Source organism: Flavobacterium sp. EDS (assembly GCF_020991525.1).
Lineage (GTDB): Bacteria > Bacteroidota > Bacteroidia > Flavobacteriales > Flavobacteriaceae > Flavobacterium.
Genome location: NZ_JAJMOZ010000019.1, coordinates 1 through 14,159, shown reverse-complemented (window position 1 = coordinate 14,159; position 14,159 = coordinate 1). Strand labels below are relative to the sequence as shown.

Below are 14,159 nucleotides of genomic sequence, written 5' to 3'. Positions count from 1 at the left end.
AAAAATGTGGGTTATATCGGCTCTCGATCAAATTGCCAACACTAAAACTCCTCTAAAAACCAATATTTCCTATTTTATTGGCTATATTTTTTTTAACTTTGAAAATAATGCATTTTCAACCTTATTCCTAAAAATGAAATTAACAAAAACATTTAAGTCCTTTTTTCAAAGTGAAAAATCAGGAGGACTCATCTTACTCTTCGTAACGATTCTTTCTCTTTTTCTAGCCAACTCAATATTTCAAACCGAATATATTGCTTTTTGGGAAACCAACATCGGACATCACTCAATAACACATTGGATCAATGATGGCTTGATGACTATTTTCTTTTTGTTAATAGGATTAGAATTAGAACGCGAAATCTATCAAGGTGAATTAACCAGTATAAAAAATGCATCATTACCCATTTTTGGTGCTTTGGGCGGAATGTTAATTCCTGCTGGAATATTTTTATTGCTAAATTTTGGAACTGCTACCCAAAACGGAGCAGGAATCCCAATGGCTACCGATATTGCTTTTGCAATTGGAATTTTATCTCTTTTAGGAAATAGAGTTCCCTCTTCTCTTAAAGTCTTTCTTACTGCTCTTGCTGTAATCGACGATTTAGGCGCTATTATAGTTATTGCATTATTTTACACTACAAGTATATCCTTTCTATACCTGGCTCTTGCATTTGCTGTTTTAGGAGTGTTATTTATTTTTAACCGAATGAAAATTCACAATCTCTTTATTTATTTGATTGGTGGAGTTATCATGTGGTACTTTATGCTTAACTCTGGAGTTCACGCTACTATAACTGGTGTTTTATTGGCTTTTGTAATTCCGTTTGGAGATGGAGGCAAGAAAACTTCTTCTTATAAACTACAGCACTTTTTACACAAACCAGTTGCCTTTTTTATCTTGCCATTATTTGCATTGGCAAATACTTGTATTGCTATTAGCTCAGACTGGCATGAAGGATTAAGCCACCCCAATGCCTTAGGAATCATTCTAGGTTTGGTAATAGGAAAACCACTAGGAATAGCTCTATTTGCCTTCTTAGGAGTTACATTAGGAATTTGTACACTTCCAAAAGAGCTTAAATGGTCGTATGTTATAGGTGCAGGAATGCTTGGAGGAATTGGATTCACAATGTCTATATTTATAACCTTACTTGCTTTTAATGAACCTGAAGTAATTACTTTTTCTAAAATAGCCATTTTGCTGGCTTCTTTTATGGCTGGATTATTAGGTTTTATATACTTGAAATTTTCTCTCTCAAAAAAGCAAATCAAACATACTTAAAACAAAAAAAGGACTTTCAGTTTAAACCGAAAGTCCTTTTTTTATAAGTATTATTATAAAACTATCCTTTAATTTGTTTTAAAGAAGTTTTAATTCCTTTTATTAGTGATGAACTAAAGCCATTGTGTTCCATTTCGTTCAAGCCAACGATTGTACAGCCTTGTGGCGTAGTAACTCTATCGATTAACTGTTCTGGATGTACTTTTTCTTCTAACAACATTTTGGCAGCTCCTTTTACCGTTTGCGCCGCTATTGCTAATGCTGTTTGAGAATCAAATCCTATTTCGATACCTGCTTGCATCGAAGCACGAATATATCGTAATGCATATGCTGTACCGCAAGCGCCTAAAACAGTTGCCGCATCCATTAATTTTTCGTCAATAATTGGTGCTGTACCTAAATCTTCAAATAAGGATACCACTGCTAATGCTTGTGCTTTATCTTTTTCACTAAATGAAATACATGTAGCTGATTCTCCAAATTGTGCTGCAATATTGGGCATAATCCTAATCACATGATGCTCTTGACCTGTTTTATTTTGAAGCACGTCAATTGCCAACCCACTTACTGCTGAAGCTATTGTTTTATTAGAAATTACAGGTAGAATTTCGGCCAAAACCGTATCAACTTGATATGGCTTTATAGTCAAAATAATAAGATCTGCTTCTTGTATTTTGTGCTTATTATCAGATGAAACCGTAATGTCTAATTCTTGTAAATACAAAATACTAGCTGTATTTCTTCTGGTAATCGTAACTTGATTGTTCTTTGAAAATTTTGCAATTCCTAAGGCTATAGAAACCCCTAGGTTCCCTCCTCCTATTATGTGTACTTTCATTCTGGTTGTAATTTATAGTTTTTTGGTTGTTTTTTGGTTTAATAGTCTGAGTCTTAAAAGCACAAAATATAGTGGTTAATTATATTTATTTTTATGCCTTTTTTCTATAATAATCTACCTTTCAATAATATGGACGCAATCGAAAAATAAATAACTAGTCCTGTTACATCAACTAATGTTGCCACAAATGGCGCCGATGAAGTTGCTGGATCCAGCTTAAGTTTTTTTAACATAAATGGTATCATAGAGCCCGAAAGCGTTCCCCATAATACAATAAATAATAAAGAAAAAGAAACAGTAAGTGCAACAAAAAACCAATGGATTCCGTATTCATACAATCCTGTTTTTTGCCATATCATAATTCTTACAAAGCCTACTATTCCTAATATAGAACCCAATAAAAATCCTGATGCAATTTCTTTTTTCATTACATACCACCAATCTTTTAGTGTTAATTCTTTTAACGCCATGGCACGAATAATAAGTGTTGCAGCTTGTGAACCCGAATTACCTCCACTAGAAATAATCAACGGAACAAATAATGCCAAAACTACAGCTTTCTCTATTTCTCCTTCAAAAAAGCCCATTGCAGATGCAGTAAACATTTCTCCAATAAACAAAACCACTAGCCAGGTAGCTCTTTTCTTGACCATTTCAAAAAGAGTAGTTTCAACATACGGTAATTCAAGCGCCTCTAAACCCCCAAATTTCTGAATGTCTTCAGTATCTCTTTTTTCTATTTCATCTCTTATGACATCAATAACATCATCAATCGTAATGCGACCTACCAAGCGTCCCAATTCATCTACCACAGGAATTGCCTCTAAGTCGTATTTTTCCATGATACGCCCTACTTCAACATCAGGAGTTTCTACATCTACATAATGTAATTTTTTAATATAGACTTCACTAACCGGAGTTCTTGTAGAAGTAGTTAATAGATCTTTAAGCGACAAACGTCCTTTTAATCTATCTTCATCATCAACCACATAAATAGAATGTACTCTTGAAATATTCTCTGCCTGAATTCGCATTTCTTTTACACAAGTAAGTACATTCCAATTTTCATTGACCTTTACCAACTCTTTATGCATGATTCCTCCTGCAGTATTCTCAGCATAACGTAATAAATCGACAATACCCTTGGCATGCTCTACGTCCTGAAGCTCAGATATTACTTCGGCTTTTCTATCTTTCGATAATTCACCAATAATATCGGCAGCATCATTTGTTTCTAATTCGTCTAGCTCCTCGGCAATCTCTTTTGGCGATAGTCTGCTTAATATATTCTCACGCAAATCATCCTCTAACTCTAGAAGAATCTCGGCGGTTTTTTCGCTATCTAATACTTTAAATATGTACGTTGCTTTATCAAAATCCAATTCATCCAGGATTTCGGCAATATCAGCATGGTGAATATCATTCAATAAAACTTCCAATTGCTTGTCGTTTTTACTTTGAATGAGATTTTCTAATTCTTGTATTAGACCTTTGCTGATTTTAAACTCCATCGGCTTCTATTTTCTGAGTTAATGCTATAAATTCTGCCACGTCTAGTTGTTCCGGACGCAAATCAAAGATAGTGTCTTCTCTTAACTTGTCTGATAAATTTAATGTTTTCAAACTGTTACGTAACGTTTTTCTACGTTGTTGAAAAGCTGTTTTCACAACTGTAAAGAATAATTTTTCGCCACAAGGCAAACTGTAATCTTCTTTTCGGGTCATTTTCATAACACCCGATTTTACTTTGGGAGGCGGAATAAATACATTTTCATCTACTGTAAACAAGTACTCAGTATCATAAAAAGCCTGTGCTAAAACCGAAAGTATACCATAAGCTTTTGATCCTTTCTTTTCACAAATACGTTGTGCTACCTCTTTTTGGAACATACCCGAAAACTCAGGAATCTGATCACGATATTCTAATGTTTTAAAGACAATCTGAGTAGAAATATTGTATGGAAAATTACCAATTATAGCAAATTGTTTCTTTTCGAAAACTTCATTTATATCATACTTCAAAAAATCTTTTGAAATAATTTTATCTTTTAATTTTGGATAATTCTCATCTAGATAAGTTACCGATTCAGTATCGATTTCGATAACATAGGTATTGATTGGTTTTTCTAACAAATATTTTGTTAGCACACCCATTCCTGGTCCAATTTCCAGAACCTCGTCATACCCTTTTAAACTCAACGTATCTGCGATTGCCTTAGCAATGCTTTCATCCTTTAGGAAATGTTGTCCGAGATGTTTTTTGGCTTTTACTTTTTCCATTTTATTTAAATCATCAGATTGTTAGATTATTAGACTTTTCGAAATATCGAACCATCTGATATCAAATAATCAATTTCTTATTTATTAATTTATCGAAGTTGCTGAATGTCTTTGATAACCAAGAAAGTTAACTGCCGCTTCACCAACCATAAGTATTGGTACATAATCTTTATTAACTAAAGAAAGACCCCAAAGGCATTTTAATTCCTCAATTTTTGACGTCTCCCTTTGGTTTTATAACAATCAAAAAATTATCTTTATTTTTATCCTGTTTATTCTTAACGGGAAACTTGCTCACACGTTCCATCAAACAAAAAAACTATATAGTCTTCCAGTTTTAGACAACTTAAAGAAATCTTCTTGTTGCTGTTTGTTGCTCTGTTCTTTTGTTTGAAATCTAATTTCCATTTTTTTTAGATTGTTAGACTTTTCAAAATCAAATAAATCTATTAATGATCTGAGATAAACTCTAATTCTGTTCTAAAAGAAAGCATCTTATCAGCAAATAATCGAAATGCTTCCTGACTAAAAGCTGGCTCGTCTTCTAGGTAATACTTCTCTAACGTTTCCTTGCTATCGGTTACATATTGAACAGAGTAAGTAATTCCTCCCATCTCTTCATCTACTAAAACTTTTACAATTCTTGCTGATGAAAATTTTCCTGTTGCTAAAATTTCAGGAATATGTTTTTGTTGCATCCAATTTAACCATTGATCATGCACACTTTCATGTATGTTTGTGGTAATGTTGTAAATAATCATTCTTTTTGATTTTTAGATTATTAGATTCCTTAGATTATCAGACTTTTAAAATCCAACAATCTCACAATCCAATAATCTGCTTTATAAATTAGTATCGCCTCTTAATTCCCTATATCTCTTTCTGGCATCTACAAAATAAATACTGTCCTGATGATTAAAAATTATTTTCTCGTATAAGGCTTTTGCCTTTTCGGAATCCTGCAATTTCTTATTGTAAATCTCTGCCGAAAAGAACAAAGCTTCATCAATATAGATTCCGTCACTGTGCTGATCGATAATCAATTGATATTGACTTATAGCCGAATTATAATCGCCTAAATCCTCGTAAATTTGTCCTAATCGCAGCAAAGTTACGGCTTCTATTTCTTGTCCTTTAAAAGTTTTTAATATATTTTGAAATTGTACTATTGCGTCTTGGTTTCTATTTTGAAATATAAGGTAGTCTGCCTTAGCAAATTGCTTCAAAGCAGTTTGTGTAGAATCGGCAACAGTATTATCATTTATCAATAAAAAATACTCCAAAGCATCATTTGCAATTAACTGTGTACTAGCCGATTTAAGTTCTTTAAACTGTTTTAAAGCCCAAACAAAATCGGTTTTAAAATAGCTTGTTTTGGCAGCTTTTAGACTCGCTTCGTGTGCCATAACATCATTTTTCAAGTCCAATTCTATTTGTGAGTAATACAATAACGCTTGATTAAATTTTTCTTCATAAAGCAAAATATCAGCTAATTCCATTTTAGCTTGTGCTCGTTGATAGTCATTAAGCTGCAATTCGAGTGCTTTTTTAACAATCGACTTAGCCTCTTCAGATTTTTTTAAATCAAAAGCTAAAAAATGAGCTTGAATTAATTGCAAAGATAAAGTAAAAGGACTTATACCATAAGTTGTTAACAGTCCTTGAAGCTCTGTTTGAATTACTGGATATTCTTTTTCAGTAGCCTTATCGATTTTTATTTTATACAAATAGGTATTTGCCTGTAATAGCAAATCTAAGTCTTTTGTGTTCTCTAAAACGAAAGCTAAAATCTCTTGAGCGGCTTCTGGATCATCATCATCAATAGCAAATTGTGCCAAATTTACAATACTCGAAAGCGATTCAGGATCACGCTTATAAATGGCTTTTTCCTGAATAAAAGCTTTTCCAAATTCTTTTTGTTGCACATAAAACCAACTCAAATAGCGATTCCAAAAAACATCTTGTTCTTTTTGAGTCCTTAAAATAAGGGATTTTCGCAATGCATCATTAAATGTTGTATCGGCTTCATCAGCCATAAATCTTGATAACTGACTCTGAATAAGTGGTGTGTTCTGCTGATTGGTATAAGACTCTGTCAACAATGTTTCGATCATCATATCCGTCTTACCCATTTGTCCGTACAACAAACCGATCTGAAAATTAAAATTAAAACTAGGTTGAATTTTAGTTGCCTGCTGATATGCTTTTAGAGCATATTCCAGCAATACTTTTTTCTCAAAAGAATTGGCTATTCCAAACACTTCGTTAGGATTGGTCAAAATCTTATCTAAAGCCTGATCGTAGTATGTTTTGGCTTTAGTATCATTTTTTTGCAACTGAAAATTATATCCCAATTCTATTAAAATAGTACCTTGTTTATACTTATTAAAACGGTTTTGGATAATTTTATCAGCTACATCAAACTGCTGTAATTGCTGATAACAGTCAATTGCTCTATAAAAATATTGTGTATTCGAAGGATTATTATCCAACAACTCCTGATAACTGATTTTTGCTTTTTCAAAATCACCTTTATCATAATAATACTGCGCTAATTGCTCATTTTGAGCTAACGCAAAAGTAGACCACAACAAAACGATATAGATAAAAATATTTTTCATATTCAGTTTTTAAGTTGTAGTCTTGGTAAGCAGTCGCAGCTCTGAAAACTGCGACTGAAAACCAAATACTAATTAATCTATAATATCAAACCCACAGTATGGACGTAATACTTCTGGAATTACGATTCCTTCTGGTGTTTGGTAGTTTTCAAGAATTCCAGCAAGAACTCTTGGTAATGCCAATGAACTTCCGTTTAATGTATGAGCCAATTGATTCTTACCGTCTTTATCTTTAAAACGTAATTTTAAACGATTTGCCTGAAAAGTTTCAAAATTAGATACTGAACTAATTTCTAACCAACGATCTTGCGCTGTAGAAAAAACCTCAAAATCATATGTTAATGCCGCGGTAAAACCCATATCACCACCACACAAACGTAAGATTCTGTATGGTAATTTTAATTCCTGTAGAATGTTTTTCACATGCTCAACCATTCCGTCAAGCGCTGCATATGAATTATCTGGATGCTCAACACGTACAATTTCGACTTTGTCAAATTGGTGCAAACGGTTCAATCCACGTACATGTGCTCCATAAGAACCTGCTTCACGACGGAAACAAGGTGTATAGGCAGTATGTAAGACTGGCAATTCACTTTCGCTTAAAATAACATCACGAAACAAATTCGTTACAGGAACTTCGGCTGTTGGGATTAAATATAAATCATCAATAGTCGAATGATACATTTGCCCTTCTTTGTCTGGCAACTGACCTGTTCCATAACCTGAAGCTTCATTTACCAAATGTGGTACTTGCACTTCATTATATCCTGCAGCAGTGTTTTTATCTAAAAAATAATTGATCAAAGCACGTTGTAATCTGGCTCCTTTTCCTTTGTAAACAGGAAATCCAGCTCCAGCAATTTTTACACCTAACTCAAAATCGATAATATCATATTTCTTTACCAAATCCCAATGTGGTTGTGCACCTTCATGCAACACTGGAATTTCACCTTCTTCGAAAACATTTAAATTCTCTTCTGGAGTTTTTCCTGCTGGAACAATATCAGCTGGAAGATTTGGTAAAGCATATAGCTTATTCGTCAAATCTTGCGTCAAAACATCTGCTTTATCAGCTAACTCTTTACTTTTCTCTTTTAATACAACAGTTTTCTCTTTTAAGATAGCGGCTTTAGATTTTTCACCTGCTTTCATCAATTCTCCAATATCTTTGGATAATTTATTAGATTCAGACAAAATGTTATCCAACTCAACTTGAGTTGCACGACGTTTTTCGTCTAGTTGCACCACTTCTTCAACAGCACTTTTGGCATCGATATTTCGTTTTGCCAAAGCTGTGATTACTTTTTCCTGATTCTCTCTAATAAATGCGATTTGTAACATAGCTTAAATTTTGTAACTATTGTATTTTTATATATTAAGGAAGCAAATTTAAGGAAATGTTTGCTAAGAATTGGACAAAGTTTGTCACTAAACATAATTTCTTACTCCTAAAAGGAAATTATTATATAAAGTTATCACACTAAGTTGCACAAAGACTCACAAAAGTTTAATTAAATAGAGAGACAATACTTTGTCCTCCTGAGCTGAGTCGAAGGATCACATAGTTCAGCCCAATATAATTCTGATCACATAACAGCATCATTGTCTTCAAATCTTTCTTTCTTCTTTCTCACTTCTCACAAACTTCATTTCTCACAAACCCTAACTTTTGAGCCTTTGCCTCTCTGAACCTTCCTTATGCTCTCTTAATCTCATGTCCCACAAATTCCTCCAAAGTAGCAAACATATCATCTACCGAAAGGACTTCTAAATCTGGGTGAGATTTTAAAAAATTAGCATTCAACGTAACGAGATTTTCCTCTATTTCATAAAAAGTATCATTGTTAAGCAAATCCCTTATTGGGTTTACACCTTCTAGTTTACCTTTCAAGAATTTATTGAGTTTTACACTACTCATTAATTTTACTTTCTTGCTTTGTTGTTGGAATAATTCCAAATGTTTATCCGCACCAAGTAGTGCCAAACCTTCTTCTATTAATTCATTTAATTCTGCATTCCAGCTTGAATTATATACAAATTGAGCAAAATTCCCTTCTGTGTATTGTGAAGTATAATAATCTAAATAATAACTCATTAAAGCATCTTCATGAATCAGGTCATCATCTACTTTTTCTTCGCGCATTAAATTAATTACCGAAATATTTGAGTGAATCACATCTTGAAGATTTTCACTATTCATTGCCGTTTCAGAAATTATTATTCTCCCAAATTCCATGTCCTTTATGTTTAATAAGTTTGGTACAAATTTCGGGTAAAAATTGGAAAAAAGAAATGCTTTTTATTTTAATCACAAATTGCATCAATTTATTAAGGTTCCTTTACAAAAAACCGTAGTAAGCATACACTCACTACGGTTAAGATTTATTTATTTTATTTTTTATTTAAAATCTATAAAAACTAAAACTACCTTCAGTTACAGCAAATGCTGTTCCTTTATTTGTTCCAGAAAAACTAAATGTTCCTTTGATTTTTTTACTATCAATGACAGTAATAGTAATAGTTCCTGATGTCGCTACGGCATTATCGATTTCTGGCAAAAAACTAAAATCTGCTTGATAAGTTGTAGTAAGTTTTTTTAAATCATGAACAATTGGATAGGTTCCTGCAGTAGCATTTAAAGGCATCCACAAAGAAACTCTTCTAAATGTGTTATCTATACCTTGAAAGCCCATTAAAGCCATCGCTTCTGATTCTGATAATTCAGGTTGAAGAGAATAAGAAGCTCCATTATATTTAAATTTAATAAAATTTTCTGTGGTTACAATCTCGTCCTCGTCTGAAGAATCATTATTACTACAGGAGAAAGACATTGTTAAAGCTAAAATAGCAAAAGCAAAAAAGGTAATTTTTTTAAAAATTTTCATTTGATTGGGTTAAGTTAATTTAACCGCTAAAATATATTTTTTTAACTATTAAACAGAAATTTAATTATATATTTTGACAATTATATACATTAGTTCCAGCGATTACTCCTCTTTAATACTTAAAGATTCTAGAGTGTTTATTCTAGCAAAAAAATACCATCGGATTTATTTAGCATCCGATTCGTTACTATTCCCTTTCTGGTTCATCTTTGCAACTAATGCTTTTAAACGTAGTGCTTTTTCTTTTTTCTCTTCTTGAATTTTAGACTTTTTCCGATTTAGCAATTTGGTATGTAAAGCCTTGTTTTTAGTGTTCTTTTCAGGTCCTTTTCCCATGATTCACTTTTCTTTAATTTGCGTTTACAAATATAAGAAACTGAATGCGAATATTTTTGCGGGCGTGTCCTTCCGTAAACTTCAGGTCGGGCTATTCACTCCAAGTCCTCGCACTTCCTTCGTCAGCCTGCGGGCTATTCGCTACTATCCCTCACGCAACCCAACATCCATAAGAAACATAAATTTGTGAGAATATTAAAACAATTAAAAAAACACTATTTTAGCATAACTAGAGTCGTTTCATATAATAAATAATAATATTAAGTGTCTATCCATCACCACTAATACTACAATAAAAAATCATGAAAGAAATATATCATTTAAACTGCGTAAAAATTGTTTCACCAGTAAACGATAATGTTTGCGGACATTGTATTTTAATCAAAGAGAACGATAACCTTATTTTAATAGATACAGGAATTGGGCTTTTAGATATCCAACAACCATTAGAAAGAATAGGACAAGAACTTATTGATATGGTTGGATACCGTTTTAACGAAAATCAAACCGCTATTAGACAAATTGAAGAATTAGGGCTCGATCCTAAAAAAGTCACTGATTGCATTATATCCCATCTGGATAATGATCACATTGGCGGACTAGCTGACTTTCCTAATGCAACAGTTCATGTGGGAATTGAAGAATATGAAAACTATAATTCAGGAAATCCAAGATATTTAAAAGCACCTTTATCCCATAATCCAACGATCAAGACATATAAAAAATCAGATTTCAATTGGTTTGGATTTGAAGCGAGAAAAGTGGCTACAAATACCGAGACAGAAATTTTCCTTATTCCACTTTTTGGACATACCTTAGGACATTGTGGAGTAGCTTTTAAAAAAGACGACACATGGATATTTTATATTGCAGACGCTTATTATATGAGAGTAGAACTCAGCCATAGTAATCATCCCGTAAACCAATTAGCCCGAATGAGAGCCGAAAACAATAATTTAAGATTGAACTCCTTAGATAAAATCAGGACTTTAATAAATGAACACCCAGAAATTGAAGTTTTTGGATATCATGATATTGAAGAGTTTAGACTTTACAAAAACTAATTAAAGATAGCCTCAATTATCATTGCAGATGAAGAACTTATATCATTTTTTAATTCTTTTATCATTTACGTTCGGAAACGCTCAGGTCAAGCTTAATCAATATCAAGAAAGAAAACTTAACCTTCAGATCCGAAACGTAGAACAACTATTTATGGCCCAGGATTATATTTCATTGGCAAATAATATTTCTCCAAAAGTCACAAAACTTCTTTACAACAATAAAGACAGTGTTACTGTTGTATTCAAATTTCTTTTTGATGAGATTAAGAAAAAAGGAGTTACTGCTACCCAAATAACTTTGGGAACACATTCCAAAGTATACAAAACCAAGAATGAGCTTCAATGTAGTGTTCCAATGACTACGATATTAAAAAAAGACAGCATTAAATCTGTATCTGAAGTATTTCTATTAATGGTATCAAATCATGATGGTGAAAAATGGTATTTTTCTATAACCGATGGATATTATAAATCGATTTTAGATATACATCCTAAACTAATCGTTTCCGATAGAAAATTGTCGGTTTATGAAAATGGAAAATTGATTCGCAATGAATAACTTACCTAAAAATCCAACTAATAACTCCGAATTTGAGGAGACATTCTCCTCTTTAAAAAGAATAGGAAATACAATCCCAAGTGCAAAGAAAACATATGAATTACTAAAAGAATTGACTCTAGAAACTAGCAATGTACATTCAGATATTTTAATTTCTGAACTCAATAAAATTCAATATGCTTCTAACACAAATAGTTTTTTTTATTTCTTTTTTCCAATAGTCAGTCATATTTTATATTACAAAGATGAATATGAAAAAGATATTTTAAAATACTTAATAGGTCCAAATTTCGCAAATGGAATATCGGAGGTTAATGAAATGATTCTTTTAATTATAAGTGCAATGAATTTTAAACTTAATGAAAATAAAAATTATTTGACTAAAGAAAGTCAATTTTGGATTACAAATGAATTTCCTAAATTAGAAAAACAGATTCAACGAGAAATAGAAGAATGTCGGAAAGAATTAGACGAATATGAAATTCAATAGATTATTTGATACAATCTCATTAAAAAGGTAAATATGAAAGAGAGAATAGCATTAGAATACTATGTTTTGGATGTGTTTTCTAATACGAGTTATAAAGGAAACCCATTGTCTGTTGTTTTTACTGATGGCGATTTAGAGTTAGAAGTGTACCAAAATATTTCTAAGGAATTTGGATACTCAGAAACCTCCTTTGTTTATTACTCTACAAAACAAAAAGCACTTAATGTTCGTTCATTTACACCTATGGGTTTTGAAATAGATGGAGCCGGACACAACTTATTAGGAGCCGTTAGTGGTGCGTTATTAAAAAAATTACCAATATTCGATGAACAAAATGAGGACAATCGTTTTGTAATTATGAAACATTCACCAATACGATTAACCGCAAGTTTTGATTCTGTCACACAATATCCTATTGTACAAATGCATCAAAAACAAGCTGTAATAAAACATCAAATTCCCACTTACAGAATTGCAATAGCACTTGGCCTGAAAATAGAAGATTTAGAAGTTAATATGCTTGTTCCAACAGTTGTTCAAACAGAAGTTGCTCATGTAATGGTTCCAATCAGAACTACCCAATTACTTAATGACTGCACGCCTGACAGCAAACTATTAATTGAAATATCAAAAGAATACCAATTTGAAGGATTTTATTGTTTTACAATCACCGATAATAATAAAGATAACATCGTCGAGGCACGATTTTTTAATCCCATAATCGGAATACATGAAGATGCTGCCACAGGAACCGCAGCCGGTCCTTTAATAGGTTTTTTAACAAAGATGAAGTATACACAACCTAACAAGGAATATCAAATCTTACAGGGCGTAAAATTAAACCAACCCTCGCTCATTGAAGTAATGAGTAGAGAAAATGATACTTTGGTTGGAGGCTCTTCTGCTATAACAATGCGTGGAGAGCTTTATATATAAAACTCATCTTATTTTTCACATTATTAAAACTACAAATTTTTATGACCCTTTATGAAAGATACTTAAATGGAGAAACAGAAAAAGTCTATGAAGACATTCATAAATTAGGCAAAAATGCATTTCTACCAGATACTATTTTTGATATTGAAAAAGTATTAACCGAAACTTTTGAAAGAGTTGCCTTTAACCTTGATATCATTTACAAAGAACTAGTTGAAATGAATTATCTTTTTAAAACAGATTTTCAATTTAACTTTGAACGCCCATTAATCAAGCCTCTTCCAGAAACAGATCAATTATTATCTGAACTAAATGAAATTGTTAAACCATTTGGCTTTGTCCCTACATCCTTAAAATTGTTTTATAAAATTGTAGGTGCCTGCAATTTTGAATGGGATTATAACACTAATGAAGACTTTATTTGGGAATGTGCAGATCCAATTCAAATTATAAGCCTGGATGATCTCATCTCGTATATTGCTGAAGAAGACAATCAGGAAAATTTTCAGGAATCATACGAAGAAGATGGATTTATTCATCTCGAACTTTCTTCTGATTACTTACATAAAGATAATATTAGTGGTGGAATGCCTTATTCGCTTCAAATTACGCAACAACCAAGCATAGATTCTAATTTTTTATATGAAGAGCACCATACCACATTTATAAATTATTTGAGAATTTGTTTCAATAATTGCGGTTTCTCAAGAATAACAAATCCAGAATACGATAATGATTATAAAGCTTTTTTTAAAAAAGTAAAACCACAATTAAAAAAAATATAACATAAGCTCTATTTTTAGTGCAAAAGAATTAGACAAAGGTTTGCAAAGTTTAATAAATAGCTTTGCGAACCTATGCT

The 14,159-nt window shown here is 32.1% G+C and carries 15 protein-coding genes; 6 read left to right on the top strand and 9 right to left on the bottom strand.

All coding sequences use genetic code 11. The features are described from left to right. The first annotated feature begins 133 nt into the window (after positions 1-133). On the top strand, positions 134-1,285 hold the full coding sequence (gene nhaA / locus LPB87_RS18755; RefSeq protein WP_129540469.1) for a Na+/H+ antiporter NhaA: 1,152 nt from the start codon (positions 134-136) through the stop codon (positions 1,283-1,285). A 61-nt stretch (positions 1,286-1,346) separates the two neighbouring features. On the opposite strand, the gene proC is transcribed toward nhaA, so the two are convergent. From proC to LPB87_RS18710, 9 genes are all read right to left on the bottom strand, one after another. After that, the gene (proC, locus tag LPB87_RS18750) at positions 1,347-2,123 is read right to left on the bottom strand and encodes a pyrroline-5-carboxylate reductase (protein ID WP_129540468.1); all 777 of its coding nucleotides are present in this window, start codon (positions 2,121-2,123) and stop codon (positions 1,347-1,349) included. A 104-nt stretch (positions 2,124-2,227) separates the two neighbouring features. Then, the gene (gene mgtE / locus LPB87_RS18745) at positions 2,228-3,634 is read right to left on the bottom strand and encodes a magnesium transporter (RefSeq protein WP_129540467.1); all 1,407 of its coding nucleotides are present in this window, start codon (positions 3,632-3,634) and stop codon (positions 2,228-2,230) included. Beyond that, positions 3,624-4,403: a 16S rRNA (adenine(1518)-N(6)/adenine(1519)-N(6))-dimethyltransferase RsmA gene (rsmA, locus tag LPB87_RS18740; protein ID WP_129540466.1), complete on the bottom strand. Its 780-nt coding sequence runs from the start codon at positions 4,401-4,403 to the stop codon at positions 3,624-3,626. Before rsmA ends, mgtE begins: the two co-directional genes overlap by 11 nt. A gap of 449 nt (positions 4,404-4,852) precedes the next feature. Further along, on the bottom strand, positions 4,853-5,164 hold the full coding sequence (locus tag LPB87_RS18735; RefSeq protein ID WP_230728900.1) for a DUF4286 family protein: 312 nt from the start codon (positions 5,162-5,164) through the stop codon (positions 4,853-4,855). Positions 5,165-5,245: 81 nt separating this feature from the next. Continuing rightward, the gene (locus LPB87_RS18730; RefSeq protein ID WP_230728899.1) at positions 5,246-7,024 is read right to left on the bottom strand and encodes a tetratricopeptide repeat protein; all 1,779 of its coding nucleotides are present in this window, start codon (positions 7,022-7,024) and stop codon (positions 5,246-5,248) included. A gap of 72 nt (positions 7,025-7,096) precedes the next feature. Further along, a complete protein-coding gene (serS, locus tag LPB87_RS18725; RefSeq protein WP_129540464.1) occupies positions 7,097-8,368 on the bottom strand; it encodes a serine--tRNA ligase in 1,272 nt (423 codons plus the stop codon). Between the two features lie 355 nt (positions 8,369-8,723). After that, on the bottom strand, positions 8,724-9,263 hold the full coding sequence (locus LPB87_RS18720) for a DMP19 family protein (protein WP_230728898.1): 540 nt from the start codon (positions 9,261-9,263) through the stop codon (positions 8,724-8,726). A 166-nt stretch (positions 9,264-9,429) separates the two neighbouring features. Continuing rightward, the gene (locus LPB87_RS18715) at positions 9,430-9,912 is read right to left on the bottom strand and encodes a DUF6252 family protein (RefSeq protein ID WP_230728897.1); all 483 of its coding nucleotides are present in this window, start codon (positions 9,910-9,912) and stop codon (positions 9,430-9,432) included. Between the two features lie 165 nt (positions 9,913-10,077). Beyond that, positions 10,078-10,248, bottom strand: a complete 171-nt coding sequence (locus LPB87_RS18710; protein ID WP_164998734.1) for a hypothetical protein — start codon at positions 10,246-10,248, stop codon at positions 10,078-10,080. A 302-nt stretch (positions 10,249-10,550) separates the two neighbouring features. Between LPB87_RS18710 and LPB87_RS18705 the strand changes: the two genes are divergently transcribed. Genes LPB87_RS18705 through LPB87_RS18685 form a run of 5 tightly spaced genes read left to right on the top strand, consistent with a single transcriptional unit; the run spans position 10,551 to position 14,082 of the window. Then, complete coding sequence (locus LPB87_RS18705) at positions 10,551-11,312, top strand: MBL fold metallo-hydrolase (RefSeq protein ID WP_230728896.1); 762 nt, start codon at positions 10,551-10,553, stop codon at positions 11,310-11,312. A gap of 28 nt (positions 11,313-11,340) precedes the next feature. Then, positions 11,341-11,871 carry a hypothetical protein gene (locus tag LPB87_RS18700; RefSeq protein ID WP_230728895.1) on the top strand — a complete coding sequence of 177 codons (531 nt, stop codon included), beginning with the start codon at positions 11,341-11,343 and terminating at the stop codon, positions 11,869-11,871. Then, positions 11,864-12,361 carry a hypothetical protein gene (locus LPB87_RS18695; RefSeq protein WP_230728894.1) on the top strand — a complete coding sequence of 166 codons (498 nt, stop codon included), beginning with the start codon at positions 11,864-11,866 and terminating at the stop codon, positions 12,359-12,361. The genes LPB87_RS18700 and LPB87_RS18695 overlap by 8 nt, the downstream gene beginning before the upstream one ends. A 33-nt stretch (positions 12,362-12,394) precedes the next feature. After that, positions 12,395-13,297 (top strand): PhzF family phenazine biosynthesis protein, encoded by a 903-nt coding sequence (locus LPB87_RS18690; RefSeq protein ID WP_230728893.1) that lies wholly within the window; start codon positions 12,395-12,397, stop codon positions 13,295-13,297. 41 nt (positions 13,298-13,338) lie between these two features. Beyond that, the gene (locus LPB87_RS18685) at positions 13,339-14,082 is read left to right on the top strand and encodes a hypothetical protein (protein WP_230728892.1); all 744 of its coding nucleotides are present in this window, start codon (positions 13,339-13,341) and stop codon (positions 14,080-14,082) included. Positions 14,083-14,159 lie beyond the last annotated feature (77 nt).

Bases quoted from the DNA above. Each gene is read 5' to 3' on its own strand.
- LPB87_RS18695 (WP_230728894.1), top strand. From the start codon at position 11,864: ATGAATAACTTACCTAAAAATCCAACTAATAACTCCGAATTTGAGGAG.
- LPB87_RS18710 (WP_164998734.1), bottom strand. From the start codon at position 10,248: ATGGGAAAAGGACCTGAAAAGAACACTAAAAACAAGGCTTTACATACC.
- LPB87_RS18730 (WP_230728899.1), bottom strand. From the start codon at position 7,024: ATGAAAAATATTTTTATCTATATCGTTTTGTTGTGGTCTACTTTTGCG.
- rsmA (WP_129540466.1), bottom strand. From the start codon at position 4,403: ATGGAAAAAGTAAAAGCCAAAAAACATCTCGGACAACATTTCCTAAAG.
- LPB87_RS18715 (WP_230728897.1), bottom strand. From the start codon at position 9,912: ATGAAAATTTTTAAAAAAATTACCTTTTTTGCTTTTGCTATTTTAGCT.
- LPB87_RS18720 (WP_230728898.1), bottom strand. From the start codon at position 9,263: ATGGAATTTGGGAGAATAATAATTTCTGAAACGGCAATGAATAGTGAA.
- LPB87_RS18700 (WP_230728895.1), top strand. From the start codon at position 11,341: ATGAAGAACTTATATCATTTTTTAATTCTTTTATCATTTACGTTCGGA.
- nhaA (WP_129540469.1), top strand. From the start codon at position 134: ATGAAATTAACAAAAACATTTAAGTCCTTTTTTCAAAGTGAAAAATCA.
- LPB87_RS18685 (WP_230728892.1), top strand. From the start codon at position 13,339: ATGACCCTTTATGAAAGATACTTAAATGGAGAAACAGAAAAAGTCTAT.
- serS (WP_129540464.1), bottom strand. From the start codon at position 8,368: ATGTTACAAATCGCATTTATTAGAGAGAATCAGGAAAAAGTAATCACA.
- LPB87_RS18705 (WP_230728896.1), top strand. From the start codon at position 10,551: ATGAAAGAAATATATCATTTAAACTGCGTAAAAATTGTTTCACCAGTA.
- proC (WP_129540468.1), bottom strand. From the start codon at position 2,123: ATGAAAGTACACATAATAGGAGGAGGGAACCTAGGGGTTTCTATAGCC.
- LPB87_RS18690 (WP_230728893.1), top strand. From the start codon at position 12,395: ATGAAAGAGAGAATAGCATTAGAATACTATGTTTTGGATGTGTTTTCT.
- mgtE (WP_129540467.1), bottom strand. From the start codon at position 3,634: ATGGAGTTTAAAATCAGCAAAGGTCTAATACAAGAATTAGAAAATCTC.
- LPB87_RS18735 (WP_230728900.1), bottom strand. From the start codon at position 5,164: ATGATTATTTACAACATTACCACAAACATACATGAAAGTGTGCATGAT.